This window comes from Methylomarinum vadi (assembly GCF_000733935.1).
Lineage (GTDB): Bacteria > Pseudomonadota > Gammaproteobacteria > Methylococcales > Methylomonadaceae > Methylomarinum > Methylomarinum vadi.
Window position 1 is genome coordinate 344,713 of the sequence record NZ_JPON01000001.1, and the last position, 22,078, is coordinate 366,790.

The following is a 22,078-nucleotide window of genomic DNA, read 5'->3' on the forward strand; positions in this document are numbered from 1 at the left end:
GTTATGATTGAAGGCTTGGTCCAATGTGGTGCAGGAGCGGGAGACTATTTTGATTTGCCCCATAATTCGGTCAAGCGTTTGTCCCGACCGCAGGTAAAGCGATAGAACTTATACGAGAGCGGATTTTTCTGATAGTAATTTTGATGATAGGCTTCGGCCGGGTAAAAGGGGCCTGCCGCTATGATCTCGGTTTTGACCGCCCCCGGAAAAGGTTTGTTTTGTTGCAACTGCGTTTTAGCGTTTTCGGCGAGTCGGCGTTGTTGGTCGTCATGATAAAAAATCGCCGAACGATACTGAGAACCTTTGTCACAGAATTGTCCCTGGTCATCAGTCGGGTCGATATTTTTCCAAAATACCTGTAACAATTGTTGATAACTGATTTTTGCCGGGTCGTATAGGATCCGTATGGCCTCGTAATGCCCCGTGTTGCCGCTGGAAACTTGTTCGTAGCCGGGATTCTTCAGAGTACCGCCGGTGTAACCGGTGGTCGTTTTTAAAACACCGGGAAGCTTGTCGAAAGGAGGTTCCATGCACCAAAAACAGCCGCCGGCGAATGTCGCTTCCGCGCTGACTTGTTCGGCATCGACCCGGCCGAAGCAGGAAAACAGTAACAGAATCAATAAAATTTTATTATTCGGCATGATTTCAATGGCTTATTTCTGTCTTTATGATTAATATGGCAAATATACAAATTTTTTCGTTACCATTTTTTAGTGGGTGGGCTAATGCTGTTAGTTCCAACTTCGAGGTTGCAGTCATGGTCATCGGGCGAGGTTTCTGATGCGGTTATTAAATAAAAATAAACCGGTCCAGGGAGCTGCCACTATCGAAATTGATAAACCCGTTCGACAGGTATTTTCATTCGTCGCCGAGCATTTTTTCGAAAACTATCCTAGATGGGCCCTTGAAGTCGTCGAGTTCAAACCCATCAACAACAATCCGATGCAAGTCGGTGCGCTAGCCAAGCAAGTCCGTTACGATCAAGGCCACAAGGTTGAGTCCGTTTTCGAAATTGAAAAATATGAGCAGGATAAATTGTTAGTTTGCCAAGGTTTATCCCATCCTTTCCGCCATAGTTATCTGTTCGACCAATTGACCGATGAAAAGACTCTGCTGACGGACCGTTTCGAGCTATTGGAATTGGAACTGTTTATGCGGCCTTTTGAGAAACTGATTCGGGTCGCCATCGAAGAAGGGTTGCAAAATTCCTTGGACAATATCAAAAAACTGCTGGGTTGATATTTACATGGCGGTTTAAGCAAAAAAGAGAGGTCGATTATGTCGTTTGTTGTAGAAAAAGATCCCGGCTTGATTCCCCAGATTTTATCGATCATTTTGGACGAATGCGTCAACGGAGTGACGTTGGCGGACCCTGATCTGGAGGACATGCCCATCGTTTATGTCAATAAGGCTTTCGAAAGAATGACCGGTTATGCAGAGAACGAAATCATCGGTAAAAATTGCCGTTTTTTACAGGGAAAGGAGCGTGATCAAAAGGAAAGATATCAATTGGCGGAAGCGATCAGGAAGCGCAAGCCCATCGAAGTCACGTTGCGCAACTATAAAAAAAATGGCGAATTATTTTATAATCGCTTGAAACTCACGCCATTATTCGATCATCAGGGTAATCTGCTTTATTTTTTAGGGGTGCAGTATGACGTCACCCAACAGGTGGAAGCGGAAGATGAAATACAACAGCTTAATAGGCGTCTCGAGGAAGTTTTGTAAAAACAACGTTTGTGAACGAAAAAAGTTAGAAGCGCCTAATGAACATTCAAAACATCGGAATGTCGAATTGTTCGATTTTCAGTTAACGTTTTTTTCTAGGGTCGGTATTCAGCGATGTCAGAACAAGCCATTCAAAGCAATCAGGAAGCGTTTTCACTCAACGAATTTTTACTGCTGCTGGCGATCATCGCTTTTGGCCTGTTGTTGATCATGGAAGTGGTAAAACCGTATCAATCGGTTAATAAACGTATCAAGCAGGCTTCGGTGGTCACCAATAGCACGGCGTTTATTTTCAATAACGTTATTCTGACCGCGCTAAGAGCCTCATCATTATTCTTCGTTGCCCAGCAATTTTCCTATTTCGGCTTGCTAAGCGGCATGGCGAACGGTCCGCTAAAATGGCTGATAACGTTTCTTTTGTTCGACTTGATGATGTATGGCTGGCATGCCGCCACCCATAAATTCGAGTTTTTATGGCGTTTTCATAAGATTCATCACAGTGATAAAACGGTCAATGTCACTACCGGATTCCGTTTCCATGTGTTCGATTTGTTCATAGAAATAGTGATCAAGTGTTTGTTCGTCATCGTTGTAGGCGTGGAAGCTTATCTGGTACTGGCCATCGAGTTGATCGAAATGCTGTTTATCTTTTTTCATCATTCCAATGTCGCTTTCAAGCACGAAGCCGAAATATCCAAGGTTTTGATCACTCCATCCCTGCATCGTACTCATCACTCGACTTTACGCAGTGAACATGACAGTAATTATGGCATTGTGTTATCGATCTGGGACCGTCTGTTTGGCACCCGCAAGGAGGTCATTCCGGCCAAGCTCGGCTTGGACGTGATCGAGGCCGAGAATTTCTTGCAGTTATTCTTTCTCGCCTTCGTGACCGAGCGTCATATCAAGAAATTATTGCAGATCTTGCCGAAAGGGAAACAGTAGTCGATTGGCCCCATGAAAAAGTTGTTAGCAACTTGGTCTACTGCTCCCCTTTCGTGAGATAGTTGGCGTCGCCTTAGAGAGAACGCCTAGCGTGTTATATTTGTCGGGCTTGGTTTTCCCAGAGCCCATTCTTATCTACCCACCTCATGCTGATCCAATACCAAAGCGTCATTGGCAGCATCATGGCGAACCTTTCCCAGTCGTTAATTAAATACAGTTTGGCTATCCAGCCATTGCCATCTAAATAAAGATTCCATGGGGTATAGTAGAGTTTGAATAAAACGCAACTCCATATGAAAGTTAATGCACCCTTGCGACTCTCGATACTCGAAAATGCCAAAAAATACCCATAAAGGCATATCTTTTGTTTTTCATGAAATATTCCTGTCGATTAGATGATTTATTTATTGCCTAGCATTGTCCTTTTCTGGCCTGGCCCGGACTACAAGTAATAAGTCCATTATCACTGCTCAGCCCCAGAATCGAGTCAATCCAAGACGCGTACATGGATAATCGCGAGTCGGCTAAAAATTCCCCAAAACTACTGTTATTCGTCACAAACGGTCTATATTGGTTGTATTTTTTTACGGTGCTATCAGGCAGGATTCGAGCAGAACAGATTTGCCGTATTGCTCATCAGTCGTCGGACTGTCGTCAGCGGGTACTTGGTTTTCCGATGCCGTTGCTGGGCTTGACGCAGGCTTAGTGGCAAACTAGAACTGAAAGAGAATAGAGGCCAGCGTATGAATTTTGTGCCAACAAAAAGCTGTCTATTATGGCTAGCCTGATATGTTAATGGCTTCCTTGGTCGATGAAACTTCGCTTTGGTGATGTAGGAAATCGGTCAAATCCCGCGACTTTTCCGACAGTTAATGGCGGTAGGCCATGGCGTTAACGCCGTCCTTTTACTTATCGATATTGTTGCTATTTTGTGGATGGTAAGTTTATCGTCGGCATCCACACTAATTTTGTCAGCGCCTGCCATATATTAGTGTCAACCGTCATCTGGGGAGCGGGTATTCGTATCGAATATCGCTTAACGGTTCATCCGCTCATCGTAAGGTCAAATTCGGTTTGCTTCATTTCGGATAAGTTCGTAATCTATGGGCTGATGAATGCTAACATCTTTCTGCTTGGGAGAGTTTTAATTCCCATAGCTTATCGGGAAAAGCAATCGTTTTTTCACCATTATTGTTATCATCGATTATCTGGAGCCTGTTGACACCGATTTTCACTGATGTAGTTTTCCTTGGAATGCGAATCTATTCCATACTGTATCTGGAATCTGAATCAGCGAGATGTGTTCAACTCGACCCATGTGATCCACGTAACGGGAAGGGCTGCCATGAGTATCCGTGACTTACCTACCGCGCAGGGGCTCTATGACCCTGTCAACGAACATGATGCTTGCGGTGTCGGCTTCGTGTGCCATATCAAAAACAGCAAGAGCCACGACATCATACTGCAGGGCTTAAAGATTCTGGAGCGGATCAATCATCGTGGCGCGGTCGGCGCCGATCCCAAGGCAGGCGACGGCGCAGGTATGCTGGTTCAGATACCGGATGCCTTTTTTCGAGCCGTCGTCGATTTTACCCTACCGCCGCTTGGCCATTACGGTGTCGGCCATATTTTTCTCCCGAGAGACGCCGACGAACGGCATAAAATGGAGGAAATCGTCGATTGCCATGTACGGGAAGACGGCCATCAAGTGTTGGGGTGGCGCGATGTGCCCGTGGATAACGGCGATCTCGGAGAAAGCGTGCTGGCCATTGAGCCGGTGATCCGGCAAATATTCATCGCCAAAGACCCTGCTTGTCCCGACCAAGACGGTTTCGAACGAAAGTTGTTCGTGACCCGTAAGCGCATGGATAATGCCATACGCGATGCCGGCATTCAAAAAACCGCCTATTACGTCACCTCGATGTCGTCGCGGACAATTACCTACAAGGGGATGTTGCTGGCGGGCCAAGTCGGAAACTATTATCTCGATCTCCAAGACGAACGTTTCCAGTCGGCATTGGCCCTGGTGCATCAGCGTTTCTCCACCAACACCTTTCCGACCTGGGACTTGGCACAACCGTTTCGGATGATTTGCCACAATGGCGAAATCAACACGCTGCGGGGCAATGTCAATTGGATGGCGGCGCGTCGCCACACGATGCGTTCCGAGGTGTTGGGCGAGGATCTTAATAAAATTTGGCCGTTGATCGCCGAAGGCCAATCGGATTCGGCTAGTTTCGATAATGCCTTGGAACTACTGGTGATGGGCGGCTATTCCCTGGCCCACGCGATGATGATATTGATTCCGGAGGCCTGGAGCGGCAATAACCTGATGGACAACGATCGCCGCGCCTTCTACGAATATCATGCCGCGTTGATGGAACCGTGGGACGGCCCCGCCGCGGTGGCCTTCAGCGACGGCCGGCAGATCGGCGCCACGCTGGACCGTAACGGCTTGCGCCCGGCCCGATATCTGGTTACCAACGATGACATGGTGATCATGGCTTCGGAAATGGGGGTGCTGGATATTCCCGAGGAAAAAATCGTCAAAAAATGGCGTCTGCAACCGGGCAAGATGTTTTTGATCGACCTGGAGCAGGGCCGTATCATCGACGACGCCGAAATCAAGGCGGAACTCGCCGCCGCTCGTCCTTACCAAGACTGGCTGGATCGAACGCAAATCAATTTGGACGAACTGCCGACCGATGTCGCGCCGATGGCGCCCGACGCCAAAACCTTGCTGAACCAGCAACAGGCCTTTGGCTATACCCAGGAGGATATCAAGTTTTTGTTGACCCCGATGGTGTTGACCGGTCAGGAGGCGATGGGCTCGATGGGGGCGGACAATCCGCCGACGGTGTTGTCGCGCCGGGCCAAACATTTGTCGACCTATTTCAAACAAAATTTCGCCCAGGTGACCAATCCCGCCATCGATCCGATTCGCGAGGAATTGGTCATGTCGTTGGTCTCGTTGATCGGTCCCCGGCCCAATTTGCTTGGCCTTAACGAGGCCGGCAAGCACATGCGCCTGGAAGTGAAACAGCCGGTATTGAGCAACGAAGACCTGGAGAGGGTGCGCCATATCGAAGACAATAGCGGCGGCGCGTTTCGCACTTTTACGCTCGATGTCACCTATCCGGCCGAACAAGGCGCCGAAGGCATGGAACCAGCGTTGAGAAAGCTGTGCGGACAGGCCGAGCAAGCCGTTCTTGAAGGTTACAACATTTTGATTCTGTCCGATCGCAACATGAATCGCGATCATATCGCGATTCCGGCCTTGCTCGCGACCTCCGCGCTACATCATCACCTGATCCGCAAAGGCCTGCGCACCAGTTCGGGGCTGGTCGTCGAGACCGGCAGTGCATTGGAAGTCCATCATTTCGCCACGTTGATCGGTTACGGCGCGGAAGCCATCAATCCTTATTTGGCGTTCGACACGATCCAGGAAATGTTGCCGCGGTTGCCGGAACAACTGAGCTTCGAGGAAGCCCAAACCCGCTATATCAAGGCGCTCGGCAAAGGCTTGAAAAAGGTCATGTCGAAAATGGGCATATCCACGTTCCAATCCTATTGCGGCGCGCAGATTTTCGATGCCGTGGGGTTGTCCACCGCTTTTGTCGAGCAATATTTCACCGGCACTCAAACTCAGGTCGAAGGCGTCGGTCTCGATGAGATCGCCCAAGAAGCGGTAAACTGGCATCAGACCGGTTATGGTTATCAGCATATCTACAGCGATCAACTCGATGTCGGCGGCGATTACGCTTACCGGCTGCGCGGAGAAGACCATGTCTGGACTCCGGACACGATCGCCAAGCTGCAACATGCCACACGCGCCAATCGTGCCGAAACCTATCGCGAATACGCCGCCTTGATCAACGAACAGAACGAGAGGTTGTTGACCTTTCGCGGGCTGATGGAGTTTAAGTGGGCCGATCACGCATTGCCGCTGGAGGAGGTCGAACCGGCGCGGGAGATCGTCAAGCGCTTCGCGACTGGCGCCATGTCGTTCGGCAGTATTTCCTACGAAGCGCATTCGACCCTGGCCAAGGCCATGAACCAGATTGGCGGCAAATCGAATACCGGTGAGGGCGGCGAGGAAGCGGAACGTTTCAATCCGCTGGCGGACGGCTCGTCGAATCCGGAACGTTCCGCGATCAAACAGGTGGCCTCGGGGCGTTTCGGCGTGACGATCGAATATTTGGTCAATGCCGACGATATCCAGATCAAGGTCGCCCAGGGCGCCAAGCCGGGGGAGGGTGGCCAATTGCCGGGACATAAGGTCAACAAGCAGATCGCGCGAGTGCGTCATTCGTCGACGCCGGGGGTCGGGCTGATTTCGCCGCCGCCGCATCACGATATTTATTCGATCGAAGATTTGGCGCAACTGATCCATGACTTGAAGAACGCTAATCCCAAGGCCCGTATTTCGGTCAAACTGGTTTCCGAAGTGGGCGTGGGTACGGTAGCGGCCGGCGTGTCCAAGGCTCATGCCGACCACGTCACGATCGCCGGCTACGACGGCGGCACCGGTGCTTCGCCGTTGACATCGATCAAACATGCGGGATCGCCATGGGAAATCGGCTTGGCCGAAACCCACCAAACCCTGGTGTTGAACCGCTTGCGCGGGCGTATCGCCGTGCAGGCGGACGGCGGCATGCGCACCGGTCGCGATGTGGCGATTGCGTTGTTGCTCGGTGCCGACGAAATCGGATTTTCTACCGCGCCCTTGATCGCCGAGGGCTGTATCATGATGCGCAAATGTCACCTGAACACTTGCCCGGTCGGTGTGGCGACGCAGGACCCGGAATTGCGTAAGAAATTTACCGGCAAACCGGAATATGTGGTCAATTATTTCTTCTTTGTTGCCGAGGAACTCAGGCAAATCATGGCTAGGCTCGGTTTCCACACGGTCAACGAGATGATCGGTCAAATGGACCGTTTGGAAATGCGCCGGGCCATCGATCATTGGAAGGCCAAAGGAGTCGATTTCAGCAAGCTTTTGACCAAACCAGACGTGTCCGGCACGGTGGCTGTCTATAATTCGGAGCTTCAGGATCACGGTCTGGATCAGGCGCTGGATCGGCAACTGATCGAACAAGCCAAGCCGGCGCTGGAGCGGGGCGAACCGGTGCGTATCGAGCTTCCGGTCAAAAATTTCAACCGCACCGTGGGTACGATGCTTTCCGGACGGGTCGCCGAAAAATACGGTCTTGCCGGGTTGCCGGACGACACGATATATATCAAGGCGACGGGCACCGGCGGCCAATCGTGGGGCGCCTGGTTGGCCAAGGGCGTCACCATCGAGTTGGAGGGGGAGGCCAACGACTATGTCGGCAAGGGGCTGTCGGGCGGACGCCTGGTCATTTATCCGCCGCGACATTCCGCCATGGCTAGTCAGGCCGAGGAAAACATTATCGTCGGCAATACCGTGCTTTACGGCGCCATCAGCGGAGAATGTTACTTCAGCGGCATCGCCGGAGAACGCTTTTGCGTGCGTAATTCGGGGGCGACGGCGGTGGTCGAAGGTTTGGGCGATCACGGCTGCGAATACATGACCGGCGGCATCATGGTGTGCCTGGGCCCGACAGGACGCAATTTCGCCGCGGGCATGTCGGGAGGCATCGCCTATGTTCTGGACGAGCACGGCGATTTTGCTCACTATTGCAACATGGCGATGGTGGAATTGGAGCCTATCGCGGCCGAGGACGACGCCTTGGAGGCGATGGATCATCAGGGCGGCGACCTGGAAACGATGGGACGGGTCGATGTCAGCCATGACATGACCCGTTTCGATGCTATTCGACTGCGGCAGTTGATCAGCAATCATTTGCATTACACCGGTAGTTCCGTGGCCGAGCGTATCCTGTTGTCCTGGGAGGATTATCTGCCTAAATTCGTCAAAATAATGCCGGTCGATTATCGGCGGGCGTTGACGGAAATGGAGGCGCAACATCGCCGACCGCCGCAATTGCCGAAGCAACCGATCAGAAGGGAGAGCAAACATGGGTAAACCGACTGGCTTCAGAGAATACGTGCGTCTGGACCGTGGCTATCAACCGGTCGCCGATCGTGTCGTTCATTACGACGAATTCATAGTTCCCCTGACCGACGCGGATGTCAGTACGCAGGGCGCAAGATGCATGGACTGCGGCATTCCTTATTGCCATTCCGGATGTCCGGTCAACAACCTTATTCCGGACTGGAACGACCTGGTTTACCGGGGTGATTGGCGCAAAGCCATCGACGTGTTGCATTCCACCAATAATTTTCCGGAGTTTACCGGGCGGATTTGTCCGGCGCCCTGTGAGGCGGCTTGCACCCTCAATCTCGAGGATTCGCCGGTCACCATCAAAACCATCGAATGCGCCATCATCGATAAGGCCTGGGCCGAAGGCTGGATACAGCCGCAAATCTCTCATCACAAGACCCGCCGTCATGTCGCCGTGGTCGGTTCGGGACCGGCTGGACTCGCGTGCTCCCAGCAATTGGCCAGGGCCGGCCATTTCGTGACGTTGTTCGAGAAACAAGACAAAATCGGCGGATTGTTACGTTACGGCATTCCTGATTTCAAACTGAACAAGCGCTTGATCGATCGCCGTATGGCCCAGATGCGTGCCGAGGGCGTCGATTTTCGCACTAATATTCACGTGGGTGTCGACATTACGATGGCAAAGTTGCGCGAGGATTTCGACGCCTTGGTGCTGACCGGCGGGTCGGAACAGCCGAGGGACCTGCCTGTTCCCGGGCGCGATCTGAACAATATCCATTTCGCAATGGATTTCCTGCGAGCCAACAGTAAGCGGGTACAAGGCATCCATGTTCCGGATGCGGAATTTATCAGCGCGGAAAACAAACGGGTCGTGGTGATCGGCGGCGGCGACACCGGCTCAGATTGCATTGGCACTTCCAATCGTCATGGCGCCAAGTCGGTCACTCAATTGGAGATTCTGCCTAAGCCGCCGGAACGCGAAGAGAAGGGGCTGACCTGGCCGCATTGGCCAAACCGGCTGCGCACTTCCAGTTCCCAGGAAGAAGGCTGCGATAGAATGTGGTCGGTGGCCACCAAGTCGTTCGTCGGAGACGATGCCGGTAACCTGAGACTGCTCAATTGTATTAAGGTCGAGTGGCAGAGGGACGATGCCGGCAACTGGCGCATGTCCGAAATTGCCGGATCCGAATTTAGTCTGGAAGCCGATCTGGTCTTGCTGGCAATGGGCTTCGTGCATCCGGTGCATGAGGGCATGTTGCAAGAGCTCGACGTCGAGCTGGACAAACGCGGCAATGTCGCCGCTGTGACAGAAGGTTCCGATGCTTACCAGACCAGCGTGGAAGGCGTTTTTGCGGCCGGCGATATGCGCCGCGGTCAATCTCTTGTGGTTTGGGCCATCCGCGAAGGAAGGCAGTGCGCGAGGGCGGTGGACGAGTGGCTGATGGGGCGCTCCGACTTGCCAAAATAACGTTCCGAGCATTTTCTCTCTTCGATTTTTATCGGAATAGCGTCCGCAGGGATTTCTGTTCAACTCCTTAAAACTGTTGCTTTCTTAAATGTTATGTTGTAACATATTGTTTTGTTCTTAAGGATTTTAGGATTGGATTTGTTGCGATGTTACGTTTGTTTTCATTGTTTGCTTTGCTTTTTTTATTCGGCCAACCGGCATATTCTGGTTCGGAACATGTGCAGGAACTCGACAACCTGATCGTCAGCACGCCGTTGGAGCAGTCGACGGCCAATACCGCATTGCCGGTTTCCATTTTAAGCGGCGATGAATTGCGCATGAAGGCCGCCTCGACGGTGGGCGAGACGCTGCAAAACGAGCCGGGGATTACTAACCAGTCGTTCGGGCCGGGTGTCGGCCAGCCGGTGATTCGCGGCCAGTCCGGCCCACGAGTGCATGTGCTGCAAAACAGTCTAGGCAGTCTGGACGTATCGTCATTGAGTCCCGACCATGCCAACAGCACCGAATCCTTATGGGCGGAACGGATCGAGGTAATCAGGGGGCCTGCGACCTTGCTATACGGCAGCGGAGCGATCGGCGGGATCGTCAACGTACTGGACAACCGTATCCCGGATGCCATTCCGGAAAACATTGTGCAAGGCGCCGTCGAACAACGGTACAACACGGTCAACGAAGGCAAGTCCACCGCCTTCAAGCTCGACGGCGGCAAAGGCGTGTTGGCCTGGCACCTGGATGGCTTCTATCGCGACAGTATCAATCTGCAGATACCGGGAAATGCGCTGGATGAAGCCGCCATTCACGAAGAACATGGGCATGACGACGAACAAGGCAGCGAGGGACGCTTGCTCAATTCCAATACCCGCGCCCGCAGCGGCACGGCCGGCTTTTCCTTGGTCGGAGAACGCGGTTTTATCGGCGTATCCGTCAATCATCTGGATAACAATTACGGCGTACCGCCTGGCGCGCATGAACATGAAGGGGATGAGTCCGCGGAAGTCCGCATCGATTTGCGGCAAAACCGTTACGATCTGAAGGCGGAAGTTAACGACCCCTTCGCCTTTGCCGACAGTCTGCGGCTGCGTTTGGGTTATAACGATTATCAGCACGCCGAATTGGAAAACGGTATTGCCGGGACCGTCTATAGCAACGAAGGTTTCGAAAGCCGCATCGAACTGGTCCAGAAACCGTGGTTGTTTTTCGATCATGGGGTCGTGGGCGCGCAAACTAAAAACAGCGAGTTTTCCGCATTGGGCGAAGAGGCGGTCGTGCCCAAGTCGAACATCGATTCGTTCGGTTTGTTTACCGTGCAGGATATCCATGCCGAAACGATGACTTACGAAATCGGCATGCGGATCGAGCAACAATGGATCAAGCCGACCGATAGGCAAGAAAGTTCGCATACGCCGGTCAGTTTCTCAACCGCGGCCATTTGGAGCGTGACCGAACAGGATACGATTAAATTGAGTTTTTCCCGCTCGCAACGGGCTCCGGATATTCAGGAGTTATTCAGCCATGGCCCTCATTTGGCGACCGCTAGTTATGAAATCGGTAACGCCGATTTGATCGAAGAAACCTCGCATAACCTGGAGTTGGGCATTCATGTCGACCGCGATTGGTTGCAGGCAGATTTCAATCTGTATCAAAACTGGGTACAGGACTATATCACCCAAATAAACAGCGGCCTATTTTTCGACCACGATGCCGAAGCCATTGTGGCATCGTGCGCGGGCGATTGCCTGCCGATTTATCAAACCCAACAGAAGGACGCCCAATTCCAAGGTTTCGAGGCCCAGGTGACCGTGCCGTTATGGCGCACCGATTACGGTCAGCTGGACAGTCAGCTATTTGCCGATTATGTGCGCGGTCGGTTCAGCGATGGCAGCGATATTCCTCGTATGCCGCCGTTGCGTTACGGCATGGAACTGGCTTGGAATAATTCCGACTGGCGCGCCAATATCCGCATGACCCGCGCGGAAAGACAAGACAATCCAGGGTTCAACGAAACCGAAACAGACGGTTATTGGCAGTTGAACGCCGGCGCCAATTATCGACTGCATGTCGGCGGGTACGCCGATATGTTATGGTTTGTCAAAGCGAACAATCTGTTGGACGATGACATCCGTAATTCGGTTTCCTATTTGCGTACCGTGGCTCCGCAAGGCGGGCGGGGCGCCGAAATGGGGGTGCGTATCGAATTTTGATAAGGCAAGGGTATGAGTCAAGTTGAATTGGCCTTGCAGAAGGCCCAAAGCGAATGTAGCCGCAGCGGTCTGCGGCTGACCGATAAACGCTCTAATGTGTTGAGAATCCTGTTGCAGGCTGACGAACCGTTATCGGCCTACGATATCGCGGAGCATTACCGGTGCGATATCGGCAAACCGTTGTCTGCCATGTCCGCTTACCGGATGCTGGATTTTTTGTTGCAGGCCGGTTTGGCGCATAAATTGGAAACGACCAATCAATATGTCGCCTGTTCCCATATCACGTGCGAACATGAGCATCAGGTGCCGCAGTTTCTGATATGCGATCGCTGCCATGCGGTCAAAGAGGTTGGCATACGCAAGCAATTGTTGAACGAGTTGAAAGCAAGCATCGAGAACACCGGCTTCGTGCTTTCCAGTCAGCAATTGGAATTGCACGGAATTTGCGAACATTGCCAGGAAAAAACTGAACATGGCCCGAACTGATTTGTACGCGATTCCCGCTAATATCATCACCGGTTTTCTCGGCGTCGGCAAAACCACCGCCATCCAATGGTTGTTGGCCATGAAACCGGCCGAGGAGGCCTGGGCCGTGCTGGTCAATGAATTTGGCGAAATTGGTATCGACGGCAATTTATTGCGGGCTTCCAGTCGGAGTGGCGAAAAAGTATTTATTCGGGAATTGCCGGGCGGCTGTATGTGTTGTACTGCCGGGGTACCGTTTCAAGTAGCCCTGAACCAGCTGATCAAGCAAAGTCGCCCTGACAGGTTATTAATCGAACCGACCGGGTTGGGGCATCCTCGAGAAGTGATAGCCATGCTGACGACGGGGGCGTATGCCGAAATCATCGATTTGCAGGCCACGCTGACTTTGATCGATGCGCGTAAAATTGCCGAACCGCGTTACCGCGAACATGATATTTTTCGTCAGCAATTGCAAGTGGCGGATAGGATCGTCGCCAATAAAAAGGATCTCTATGGCGATAATGATGCGCACCAGTTGCAGGAATACTTACTGGAGCTGCAATTGCCGCATGTGCCGGTGAATTTTGTGGAGCAGGGGCGTCTGCAATACGATTGGTTGCTCGGTGCCAGGCGTTACACGACTGCCGATGTTCATAACCATCATGAGGGCGATTTTTTTGCTAACCCCTTGTCATTGCCTGATTGCGGTTTCCGCCGTATCGATCATCGAAACCATGGTTTTTATAGCAGCGGCTGGCTGTTCGCGCCGCACTTTCGCTTCGATTTCATGAAAATTTACCAATTGTTGTCCGTCACTGATGTAGCACGATTGAAAGCGATTGTTAGAACCGAACGCGGTTGGGTCTTTTTCAATATGAGCGATGCGGTATTGACGCATTCATCGCTAGATCAGGCCGGCGATAGTCGGCTCGAGCTGATCGGCACTATTCCGGCCGCTTGGCTGGACTTCGAAAATCAATTGCTTCAAGCCATATTGCCATCAGGGAAGGAATGTCCATGAATTCAGTATTGCGGGAAAGCGGAAAAAATTGGTCGGTGCAGGCGTTCAATTTTGTGAGGCTAAACCTATGCCCTGTAAGACAGTAAGAAAGGTGGTCTCATCGTTAGCGAAATTACGGCGCAAGGCCGTTTTGGATAAATGCCGAATTCGCAGTGCGAACAGTATAAATTGCTAATCAACCGGCCTGTATGTATTAGAGCAAGAGTCGTCCTTATCCTACTTGAATCCCACCAGTCCCGCTTTGGACCAGGTTTTCTAAAGAGTATTGCTTGGTACTTCCAAATCGCACGGTTTTTATACCGTTTTTCAAGGAGCTTTTCCGGTAAAACCTAACGCCCAGGTTGTATTTGCCTTGGCTTGCACTAAGCTTTAGGAGATTTTTGCCCAATGCTTCCAGCAGGAGAACAAGATGAGTTTATTGGCCGAACACCCTAATACCATTGCGAAAGTCCTCGATTCGAGTTTCAAATTATACCTGCTCAGTTTTAGGAAACTGATCGGCATGGCGCTCATTATCGCCGCTGCCGCCATGGTGTTTAATGTCGTCGTGCAGATGACTATGCCGACTCTGCAAAATAGTGGTAACGATCCAGCAGCCATGCAAAGCCTGCCTTTACTGTTTGGCGCTTTATTGGTTTACGGTTTAACAGCAATGATTTTGTATGTCGCCATGGTGTACCGGATCGATAATCTGCTGCATGAAAACGAAGACAGTTTTGCCGAGGCCATCATGCTGGGGGTGAAAAAACTGCCTTCCATGCTTTGGGCCACGATTTTATATATGCTTGCATTAGCGGTGGGGTCGTTGTTGCTTGTCATTCCTGGCATCATTTTGTGGTTGTCGCTGGCATTTTTCCCCTATGTGTTGGTTGTCGACGGGGAGGGGGCTTATCAGTCTCTGAAAAGCAGCCATCAGTTGGTGTGGGGTAATTGGTGGCGCACAATGACCGTTTTCATGGTACCGGGCATCATCATTATGATCGTGTTCTTCATGCTGGGAATCATTGCCGGCGTTACGGGAAGCCTGGTTCCGCAAGGATTCAATTGGTTCGATGCGGTCAGCAACCTGTTTGTGGCCATCTATTTGCCCTATTTCTACTGTTTGGGCTATGTACAATATCGCGATCTCAAACTGCGTGCCTATGGCGGTGACCTGGAAGCGAGATTGGCCGTTCAATAAACGACGCGATTTAACCCGGCATGAGTTTTAAACGATTGGCCTATGCGGCATCGTTGTTCTTGATGATCGAAGTCGGCGCGGCGTTGGCTGCACCGAATGGACTTACGCCTGGCGCTAAGGTTTTCGAGTCTCGAGTCGGCGGGCCGAATGCAATTTCGGTTCCGCTCAATCGCCAGTATTGGGTGACAAAGCAAGGAAACGATTTGCCGGAAAAGCTTACTGCAAGACAATTGCTGTTCTTGAATTCGACGCAACAGCCGTTCGATTCTGGAGTTATAGCGGCATTGGATGAATCCCAATTGGATGCGCTTTTGGCGGAGATCATCGAACCGCGCAAGGATTCGGTATTCGAGCAATGGTGGGAATCCCTGCTGAGTTGGCTTAATAGTTTCGCTGACGAACAGGAGGAAGGCGATTTAGATTGGCTGCTGGTTTTTTTCAAGGCGATCACCCCGTCGGCGCAAAGCGCGCGAATAATGCTTTACCTGGTTTTTGCCGCAACGATCCTGGCGGCTGTCGCCCTGGTCTTGCATGAGCTTTACCTCAGTGGCTGGTTGGCTCGTATGGGAAGCCGATTCCGGCGAAAAGAAACGGTCAAAAAGGACTTAAGCGAAAAAATCAACACCGATGTGACGTTGGCCGATCCCGAATTCCTGCCCGCCAGCAAGCAAGTGGCGCTGCTGCTTAAACGATGTATCGACGTGTTGGTGGCGCGGGGAGAGATGCCGTTAAATCCCGCTTTGACCAACCATGAGCTAAGGCGGTGCTTGCAACAAAGGCAGACCGGCTCGGCCGCCGCTTTTGCATTATTGACGGAGTTGGCGGAGCCCGTATTGTATGGAGGGAAGCCGCCATCGGCCGATGTTCTAAACATGTGCCGGCAGCAGTCCCAACAAATTCTTGAACCATGAGAGACCGCCTGCTGACCTTCGCGGCCGCGGTCGCAGCCCTATTAGTGGCTTTCATCTTTCTGAAACCGCCGCACGATGACGGTCATAAGGAGTTATCGCTGCCGACAACCGAGGATGCCGGTGTTGAAGGTTTGAAAGCTCTGAAAACCTGGTTGGAACAAGGGGGGATTCCGCTGCTTAGCCTCAGGAAACGTTATCCTGAATTGGCAAATTCGGCCGCGCTCGCCGAGAGTGGAAATCTATTGATTGTCAGTCTGCCGTTCTCCCGCGAGGCATTGCGTTCCGAATGGCAAGCGTTAATACGCTGGATCGGGAGAGGCAATAGTTTGCTGATTCTGGGGCATGCTTATAACCGGCAACCATGGTCGGGCACCGACGATTGTCTATGTGATGCCGTCCGTTTGCTCAAGGATCTGGAGTGGAAATTGACCAAGTTAATGCCGGAGCGAGCGAAAGGTGAAAATGACCGCGGTGGCATCCAGCAACGTATCGAAAGTTTACAGTCCGGGTTGCAGGGGGTGAAACCGGTGGTAACCGAAATTTTTCCATTAACGGCGATTTCACTGACGAAAGAGGTCGAACGGCTAGAGAGTCGGATGATGCCTGCTTTGCTGGACGAAACATGGCATTTGTCCACCGCCAGCGACCAACTGGCCTTGCGGGCGTTCACCACGGGCCTCGATAGAACGGTCGTCTGGCAGATCGAAGCGGGTGAGGGGCGGATATTCCTGTCGTTGGCCGGCGATATTTTTTCCAACGAGATGCTTAATCGGGCCGGTAACGCCCGTTTGTTTAAGAATCTGTTATCACTGACGCTCGCTCGCGACGGACGCGTCATCTTCGACGATTATCATTTCGGCTTGTCGGATTTGTACGACCCCGAACAATTCTTCAGGGATTCCCGCTTGCATCGCACCATCGGGCTCGTCATAGTGTTTTGGTTTATATATGTCCTCGGCTATAGCAATCGTCTCGCGCCGGTAAGGGCAAAAAAGGCTAAGGTGTCCGTGCTCGATTCGGTCGAGGCGATGGCGGGTTTTTTTGCCGGCCGGCTCGATAAAAAAATGGTGGCGCGGGAGCTGACACGGCATTTGCTGCAAGATATCCGTCTAAAACGGCACTTGCGCGACGAGGAGGCCGTCTGGCGATGGCTGGAGCGGCATCCACAAATACTGGATAACCAGATCGACTTGATGAGAGAAGCGGCGCAGCAGCGTTGTTCCCGGTTGAATTTGCTAACCGATACCTTAAGTAATATCAGAACTAAGATTTTATCATGAATGCAGCGGCACACTTTCATTCCACGTTAACAAAAGAATTAAACCAGGTCATATGCGGTCTCGACGACACTTTGCACGGGCTTGCAATCGCATTGATTGGACGCGGCCATACGCTATTGGAAGGTGCTCCGGGGCTGGGTAAGACGCTGTTGGCAAAGTCCCTGGCACAAATTTTGGGTGGCGAATTTGGCCGCATTCAATGTACCGCGGATCTGATGCCGTCGGATATGACCGGCATCCATGTGTTCAATGACCGGGAAAACTGTTTCGATTTCCTGCCGGGTCCGCTATTTAACAAGGTCGTATTAGTGGATGAAATCAATCGCACCGGTCCGAAAACCCAGTCCGCCTTACTGCAAGCGATGGAGGAAAGCATGATTTCCCTCGATCGTAAAAGTTATCCGTTGCCGGATGATTATTTCGTCATCGCCTCGCAGAATCCCCTGTATTTCGAAGGCGTATTTCCGCTACCGGAATCCCAACTCGACCGTTTCTTGTTGCGTTTGGAAATCAACTATCCCGACCAGGAAACCGAAATCGCGATCTTGCGCCGTTATGACCGGCCCGGTGGCGGTCATGCGGAGTTGCCGGTGTCGCTCGAAAACTTGCCCGAAGGTTTGCTGGAGCAAGCTAGAAGCGAAGCCGCCGAGGTCCATGTCGCCGATTCTTTATATCGTTATGTCGCGGAAATCGCGGCGCACAGTCGCAATCATCCGCACTTGTCATTGGGTTTGTCGCCCCGCGGCGCCTTGGCATTGATGCGCTGTGCCAGAGCCGAGGCGGCGATTCAGGATCGGGCCTATGTGATACCCGACGACATCAAAACGATTGCTGCGTGGGTGATCGGACATCGGTTGTTGCCGACATCGGAAGCCGTGTTGGAGGGCATCGACGTAATGAATATTTTTCACGAAATAACCAATGAGGTGCCGGTGCCGAGAGAAGCGGCGTTTGCTTGAGATGTCTTTTTCGCAACGGACATTGTTGCTGGTAGGAGCGGTCATCCTGGTGGCGATCGCCGGCATTTGGAGCGGCGAGCCGTTGGCCGGGGCCTGGCGTTGGCCGGCCGCGCTATTGCTGTTGACGATGGTTTGGGAACGCTACCGGTTGCCGCGTGATTTCCGAATTGATAGGGCTATCGCTCCCAGCCTCGCCTTAGGGCGGCCGGCCGGTTACCGCCTCATCGTCGTCAACAACGGTCGCCGGCGCGTGCTGTTGGATTATCAGCCGGATTACCCGGCAGCCTTGGTCGGCGACTCGTCGCTGCGCCGTTTCCGTGTAGCTTCCGCCGAAACACTCGACAACGAAATTTCATTGACCCCGGTGAAGCTGGGAACTACGCGATTGGGGCCGTTTTATATCAGGGTGCTTGGTCGTTATGGCCTGATCTGGTGGAGTCGCCGTATCGACGACCGGCTTGAAGTCGTCGTCGAGCCCGATTATTTGGACCGTTCCGCATTGCTGCGAGGCCTAGGGGGCGGCGGTAAGCGCAAGTCACTCGACAAGCCCGGTACAGGCTATGAACTGTTGACGCTACGCGATTATCGCCATGGCGATTCCTTGCATGGAGTGGATTGGAAGGCGACCGCCCGGCGCCGACAGCCGATGGTGCGTGTTTTCAACCAGGAACAGCGTCTGGAAACGGCGATTCTGGTCGATTGCGGCCGTGGCGGCGACATTCACTATCAGTTATTGGATCGGTTGCATCATTACGTAAATGTCGCCGCCCGGTTAAGCGATTATGCCGTCGCCAATGGCGATCAGGTGGCAGCCGTCGCCTATGCCGCGAACATCGTCGACAGGACGGCGATGGCCGGCGGTACGGCGGCATTGCAGCGCATCCGTAAGTTGTTGGCAGGGCTATCGCCGCTGGATCAGGAGTCCAATCCGTTGGCCATGGCGCTGGCCTTGGCGCGTCAATTACGCCATCGTAGTCTGGTCGTCTTTTTGACCGAAATGGAACATGCGAATGCGTCGGGTCAGTTGCTGCAAGCGGTCCAGTTGCTCGCTGGCAAGCATCATGTCTTGGTCGCTTCCATCGAGGATGATGACGTCGGAAGCATCGTCAAGCAACCGGCCGAACATTGGATGGGTCCCTATCGCAATTTGGCGGCGCTGGAATACTTGCGGGGCCGCGAGTTGACTCGCGCTAAATTGCTGCGTTCGGGGGTGTCGGTGGTTACGGCTTCGGCCCGCGCAGTCGATCATGAAGTCTTGCAGCTTTATCGCCAATTGCGCGAACGCTCGGCGGTTTGAATGCCGTTCTCGAGCGCGATTTTGTCGCGGCGGGGTTTACTCGGAAAACCGAATAACATGATTGACCAAAACAGCGTACCGCTGAGACCGCCGACCCAAAGGCGTTCGCCGAGATCGAAGCGCGGGTCGGGGGAAATGAAGCCTTCAATCAACCCGGCGAGGATCAAGAAAGGAACCGCGGCCAACATGACCCTGCCGGCCGTTATCGTGACGGCGTGAAAGGCCTCGGTGCGATTGCGATTGCCGGGTCGAAGCAAGGCTTCTCCCAAGCGAAGTCCCATGGCCGCAGAGATAATGATGACACTCAATTCGACTACGCTATGGGCGATAATGAATTCGAGCAAGGCCCGGTCCATTTGATGGCGGGCCGTGAACGCAAAAATACCGCCCAACATCAAGCCGTTCAGCAGGATGACATAGAGCGTGCCCAGACCGTATAGCGCGCCCAGGGCGAAGGCGAACAGGCTGACCGTGATATTGTTGGAAATGATGCTGATAGATAGAACCGAGGACGGCATGATGTTAAGCAAATCGTCGGTCCATAACTTGCCCGCCTCGACATGGTTGATCATCTCGGTCGAAGCGAACAGGGTGGCCAGTTCCGGCTGCTGGCGGACCAGCAACCAACCGGCTATGACCGACAGCATGAATAGCAACAGTGTAAATAATAGCGCGGGAGCCATCGACCTCATTAACCGGGGAATCTGGCGGCAATATAAATCCGTCAAGTGAGCAAGGAATCGGCGTGGAGGACGATGGATCGCTTCGTGCGAACGGATGAACAACGATTCCAGATAGCGAGTGATCGGGCTGTGGGGAAGCTGTTGCCTAGCCATCGCCAAGTCGGCGATCAGCGAACGAAAACCGTTAATGACCTTGCGCGCGTCCTCGACTTCGTTGCCGGGGATCGCCGTATTCAGTTTCGCTTCCAGCTCTTGCCACTGCGCGCGACGTGAATCCAGCCAATGCACCAAGGCCTGTTGTGAGTGATCGCTTTTCATGTTTTTTCTTCGGTCATGAGTTCGAGCAGGCGCAGAATTTCCTTGCTATAGGCCGATCGGCCGCCAGCTTTTTCCGGCACGGCTTGTCCGATGCGTTCGAGAAACTGTGTCCCCAAGCGGATACGCACGCCGATGTTCAATTGCGGCCAACGTTCCAGCAAATCGATTAATAAGGTTTGCTCGTCCGGTTTTAACGTCGAGTGCAGTGCCAGGTTGGTTGCCTTGCGCATCGTCTTGGCGCTGACAACGTCGTCATACACCAATACCAGGCCTGCGGCCAGGTCGCCGATCCGAACCTGGTTTCGGGTCAGCGCGACGCAGGCGAGGCCAATGCCGTAGAATCCGGGTAGGCTGTCCAGTAGGCGAAAAACGTTCCGCAATAGAATCGCGCCAGCACCGGGCGTTTGTCCGTTCAGCGTGACCAGGCGAACCCCGGCCATACGCTTGCCCGGCGTGCGCCCGGACATGACGATTTCTAGAATCGGATGATAGAAGAAAAAAATGATGGCGGCGGGCGCCCACCAGAGCATTAACGATAACGTGGCTAAGTTTTTCCAATTGCTCAAAGTCAGGTTTTGCCACAGGGACAAAATATATCCAAGGGCGATCAGCCAGGCCACAGCCAACAGTAAGCGTATATGCCAGTCGATGACAAAGGCGTGCGACCGGGCGCCTATGCCGGCAATTTCCAATTCATAGTGGACGGAATCCGGGCTACGTAGCTTGATGTGTCCGAAAGATGCGGACTGTTTCTGAGATACTGCAATTTGTTCGCTCATATGCGGTCGTCCATAGTACATAATGCGGGCGTTTGGCCATTAATTATCCATCATAAGGTTTAAACCACCGGCTTTAGCCGGTCAGCTTTAGCTGCGATAATTTGCCCAAGGAGGTGGCGATGGACTATAGATACGGCAGCCATACGGTTTACCAAATTGAGTATCATTTTGTTTGGGTTACGAAGTATCGTTATAAAGTGCTGAAGGATGAAATAGCCGAACGAGTGAGAGACTTGGTGCGGCAGACATGCGAAGCCTTTGAGATACGGATTATCAAAGGTGTCGTGAGCAAAGATCATGTGCACATTTTGGTGAGTGCGCCGCCGACTATGGCCCCAAGCGAAATCATGAGGCGAATCAAGGGACGAACTTCGAGCTATCTGTTCGAAGAGTTCCCGCACTTGAAAAAGCGATATTGGGGTCGACATTTTTGGGCCCGCGGTTATTTTTGCGCCACAGTGGGGCAAATGACTGATGAGATGATAAAGCAATATTTGGAGCATCACTTTGAACCTAATCCAAACGATAATTTCAAGATGGAGCCCGACTAAGACGCGTCGTTTAGTCGACGCGTATCCGGACTTTCAGTCCGTTATTGGAACCCACCCGCTTGAGCGGGTGGTTGTTTAGTTGCTTAAACTTGGTAATATTCAGCCTTTTTCTTAAGGCGGATGGTATTGGCTTGGTTAGGGGAACTATAGCTTCGCAGGCACAAGGCGTCTATGTTCAGTCGACTTTTTTTGCCCGTTGTGTTCACAAGTCGAATAGAATTGTTCATGCAATATTAAGTCGGAGCATGCTAAGTTTTACGTGACCCGAGGCGGAGTTAACGCTCTGCGGCTAGCTTCCAGGCG

At 52.5% G+C, this 22,078-nt stretch carries 17 protein-coding genes; 14 read left to right on the forward strand and 3 right to left on the reverse strand.

Annotation, left to right across the window (positions count from 1 at the left end; genetic code table 11):
• Positions 1-44: 44 nt before the first annotated feature.
• On the reverse strand, positions 45-641 hold the full coding sequence (gene msrA, locus EP25_RS0101825; protein WP_031432333.1) for a peptide-methionine (S)-S-oxide reductase MsrA: 597 nt from the start codon (positions 639-641) through the stop codon (positions 45-47).
• A 139-nt stretch (positions 642-780) separates the two neighbouring features.
• On the opposite strand from msrA, the gene EP25_RS0101835 reads away from it, so the two are divergent.
• The 13 genes from EP25_RS0101835 to EP25_RS0101900 all read left to right on the forward strand — a co-directional run bounded on the left by EP25_RS0101835 (position 781) and on the right by EP25_RS0101900 (position 19,444).
• Positions 781-1,239, forward strand: a complete 459-nt coding sequence (locus tag EP25_RS0101835) for an SRPBCC family protein (RefSeq protein WP_031432334.1) — start codon at positions 781-783, stop codon at positions 1,237-1,239.
• A gap of 39 nt (positions 1,240-1,278) precedes the next feature.
• Positions 1,279-1,728: a PAS sensor domain-containing protein gene (locus EP25_RS0101840; protein ID WP_031432335.1), complete on the forward strand. Its 450-nt coding sequence runs from the start codon at positions 1,279-1,281 to the stop codon at positions 1,726-1,728.
• A 114-nt stretch (positions 1,729-1,842) separates the two neighbouring features.
• On the forward strand, positions 1,843-2,673 hold the full coding sequence (locus EP25_RS0101845) for a sterol desaturase family protein (RefSeq protein WP_031432336.1): 831 nt from the start codon (positions 1,843-1,845) through the stop codon (positions 2,671-2,673).
• 1,345 nt (positions 2,674-4,018) lie between these two features.
• Positions 4,019-8,683: a glutamate synthase large subunit gene (gltB, locus tag EP25_RS0101855; RefSeq protein ID WP_031432337.1), complete on the forward strand. Its 4,665-nt coding sequence runs from the start codon at positions 4,019-4,021 to the stop codon at positions 8,681-8,683.
• Positions 8,676-10,130: a glutamate synthase subunit beta gene (locus EP25_RS0101860; protein WP_031432338.1), complete on the forward strand. Its 1,455-nt coding sequence runs from the start codon at positions 8,676-8,678 to the stop codon at positions 10,128-10,130. Before gltB ends, EP25_RS0101860 begins: the two co-directional genes overlap by 8 nt.
• Positions 10,131-10,276: 146 nt before the next feature.
• A complete protein-coding gene (locus tag EP25_RS0101865) occupies positions 10,277-12,331 on the forward strand; it encodes a TonB-dependent receptor (RefSeq protein WP_031432339.1) in 2,055 nt (684 codons plus the stop codon).
• Positions 12,332-12,343: 12 nt separating this feature from the next.
• On the forward strand, positions 12,344-12,817 hold the full coding sequence (locus tag EP25_RS0101870; protein ID WP_031432340.1) for a Fur family transcriptional regulator: 474 nt from the start codon (positions 12,344-12,346) through the stop codon (positions 12,815-12,817).
• Positions 12,804-13,817 carry a CobW family GTP-binding protein gene (locus EP25_RS0101875; protein WP_031432341.1) on the forward strand — a complete coding sequence of 338 codons (1,014 nt, stop codon included), beginning with the start codon at positions 12,804-12,806 and terminating at the stop codon, positions 13,815-13,817. The genes EP25_RS0101870 and EP25_RS0101875 overlap by 14 nt, the downstream gene beginning before the upstream one ends.
• 409 nt (positions 13,818-14,226) lie before the next feature.
• On the forward strand, positions 14,227-14,997 hold the full coding sequence (locus EP25_RS0101880; RefSeq protein ID WP_031432342.1) for a hypothetical protein: 771 nt from the start codon (positions 14,227-14,229) through the stop codon (positions 14,995-14,997).
• A gap of 20 nt (positions 14,998-15,017) precedes the next feature.
• Positions 15,018-15,908 (forward strand): DUF4129 domain-containing protein, encoded by an 891-nt coding sequence (locus tag EP25_RS0101885; protein ID WP_031432343.1) that lies wholly within the window; start codon positions 15,018-15,020, stop codon positions 15,906-15,908.
• A complete protein-coding gene (locus EP25_RS0101890) occupies positions 15,905-17,188 on the forward strand; it encodes a DUF4350 domain-containing protein (RefSeq protein WP_031432344.1) in 1,284 nt (427 codons plus the stop codon). The genes EP25_RS0101885 and EP25_RS0101890 overlap by 4 nt, the downstream gene beginning before the upstream one ends.
• Complete coding sequence (locus EP25_RS0101895; RefSeq protein WP_031432345.1) at positions 17,185-18,147, forward strand: AAA family ATPase; 963 nt, start codon at positions 17,185-17,187, stop codon at positions 18,145-18,147. Before EP25_RS0101890 ends, EP25_RS0101895 begins: the two co-directional genes overlap by 4 nt.
• 1 nt (position 18,148) lies before the next feature.
• Entirely contained in the window at positions 18,149-19,444 is a 1,296-nt protein-coding gene (locus EP25_RS0101900; protein ID WP_031432346.1) for a DUF58 domain-containing protein, read from the forward strand.
• Here the strand turns inward: EP25_RS0101900 and EP25_RS0101905 are convergent.
• Together EP25_RS0101905 and EP25_RS0101910 are read right to left on the reverse strand one after the other, a co-directional pair.
• Positions 19,411-20,445 (reverse strand): stage II sporulation protein M, encoded by a 1,035-nt coding sequence (locus EP25_RS0101905; RefSeq protein WP_031432347.1) that lies wholly within the window; start codon positions 20,443-20,445, stop codon positions 19,411-19,413. The two genes, EP25_RS0101900 and EP25_RS0101905, sit on opposite strands and share 34 nt — an antisense overlap.
• Complete coding sequence (locus EP25_RS0101910) at positions 20,442-21,224, reverse strand: RDD family protein (RefSeq protein WP_160172683.1); 783 nt, start codon at positions 21,222-21,224, stop codon at positions 20,442-20,444. The genes EP25_RS0101905 and EP25_RS0101910 overlap by 4 nt, the downstream gene beginning before the upstream one ends.
• Before the next feature lie 119 nt (positions 21,225-21,343).
• Between EP25_RS0101910 and tnpA the strand changes: the two genes are divergently transcribed.
• A complete protein-coding gene (tnpA, locus tag EP25_RS0101915; protein WP_031432165.1) occupies positions 21,344-21,775 on the forward strand; it encodes an IS200/IS605 family transposase in 432 nt (143 codons plus the stop codon).
• Positions 21,776-22,078: the final 303 nt, after the last annotated feature.

Excerpts from the sequence above, each read along its gene's own strand:
- EP25_RS0101845 (WP_031432336.1), top strand. The coding sequence starts at position 1,843 with ATGTCAGAACAAGCCATTCAAAGCAATCAGGAAGCGTTTTCACTCAAC.
- msrA (WP_031432333.1), bottom strand. The coding sequence starts at position 641 with ATGCCGAATAATAAAATTTTATTGATTCTGTTACTGTTTTCCTGCTTC.
- EP25_RS0101885 (WP_031432343.1), top strand. The coding sequence starts at position 15,018 with ATGAGTTTTAAACGATTGGCCTATGCGGCATCGTTGTTCTTGATGATC.
- EP25_RS0101900 (WP_031432346.1), top strand. The coding sequence starts at position 18,149 with ATGTCTTTTTCGCAACGGACATTGTTGCTGGTAGGAGCGGTCATCCTG.
- gltB (WP_031432337.1), top strand. The coding sequence starts at position 4,019 with ATGAGTATCCGTGACTTACCTACCGCGCAGGGGCTCTATGACCCTGTC.
- EP25_RS0101870 (WP_031432340.1), top strand. The coding sequence starts at position 12,344 with ATGAGTCAAGTTGAATTGGCCTTGCAGAAGGCCCAAAGCGAATGTAGC.
- EP25_RS0101865 (WP_031432339.1), top strand. The coding sequence starts at position 10,277 with ATGTTACGTTTGTTTTCATTGTTTGCTTTGCTTTTTTTATTCGGCCAA.
- EP25_RS0101905 (WP_031432347.1), bottom strand. The coding sequence starts at position 20,445 with ATGAAAAGCGATCACTCACAACAGGCCTTGGTGCATTGGCTGGATTCA.
- EP25_RS0101880 (WP_031432342.1), top strand. The coding sequence starts at position 14,227 with ATGAGTTTATTGGCCGAACACCCTAATACCATTGCGAAAGTCCTCGAT.
- tnpA (WP_031432165.1), top strand. The coding sequence starts at position 21,344 with ATGGACTATAGATACGGCAGCCATACGGTTTACCAAATTGAGTATCAT.
- EP25_RS0101895 (WP_031432345.1), top strand. The coding sequence starts at position 17,185 with ATGAATGCAGCGGCACACTTTCATTCCACGTTAACAAAAGAATTAAAC.
- EP25_RS0101910 (WP_160172683.1), bottom strand. The coding sequence starts at position 21,224 with ATGAGCGAACAAATTGCAGTATCTCAGAAACAGTCCGCATCTTTCGGA.
- EP25_RS0101875 (WP_031432341.1), top strand. The coding sequence starts at position 12,804 with ATGGCCCGAACTGATTTGTACGCGATTCCCGCTAATATCATCACCGGT.
- EP25_RS0101860 (WP_031432338.1), top strand. The coding sequence starts at position 8,676 with ATGGGTAAACCGACTGGCTTCAGAGAATACGTGCGTCTGGACCGTGGC.
- EP25_RS0101835 (WP_031432334.1), top strand. The coding sequence starts at position 781 with ATGCGGTTATTAAATAAAAATAAACCGGTCCAGGGAGCTGCCACTATC.
- EP25_RS0101840 (WP_031432335.1), top strand. The coding sequence starts at position 1,279 with ATGTCGTTTGTTGTAGAAAAAGATCCCGGCTTGATTCCCCAGATTTTA.
- EP25_RS0101890 (WP_031432344.1), top strand. The coding sequence starts at position 15,905 with ATGAGAGACCGCCTGCTGACCTTCGCGGCCGCGGTCGCAGCCCTATTA.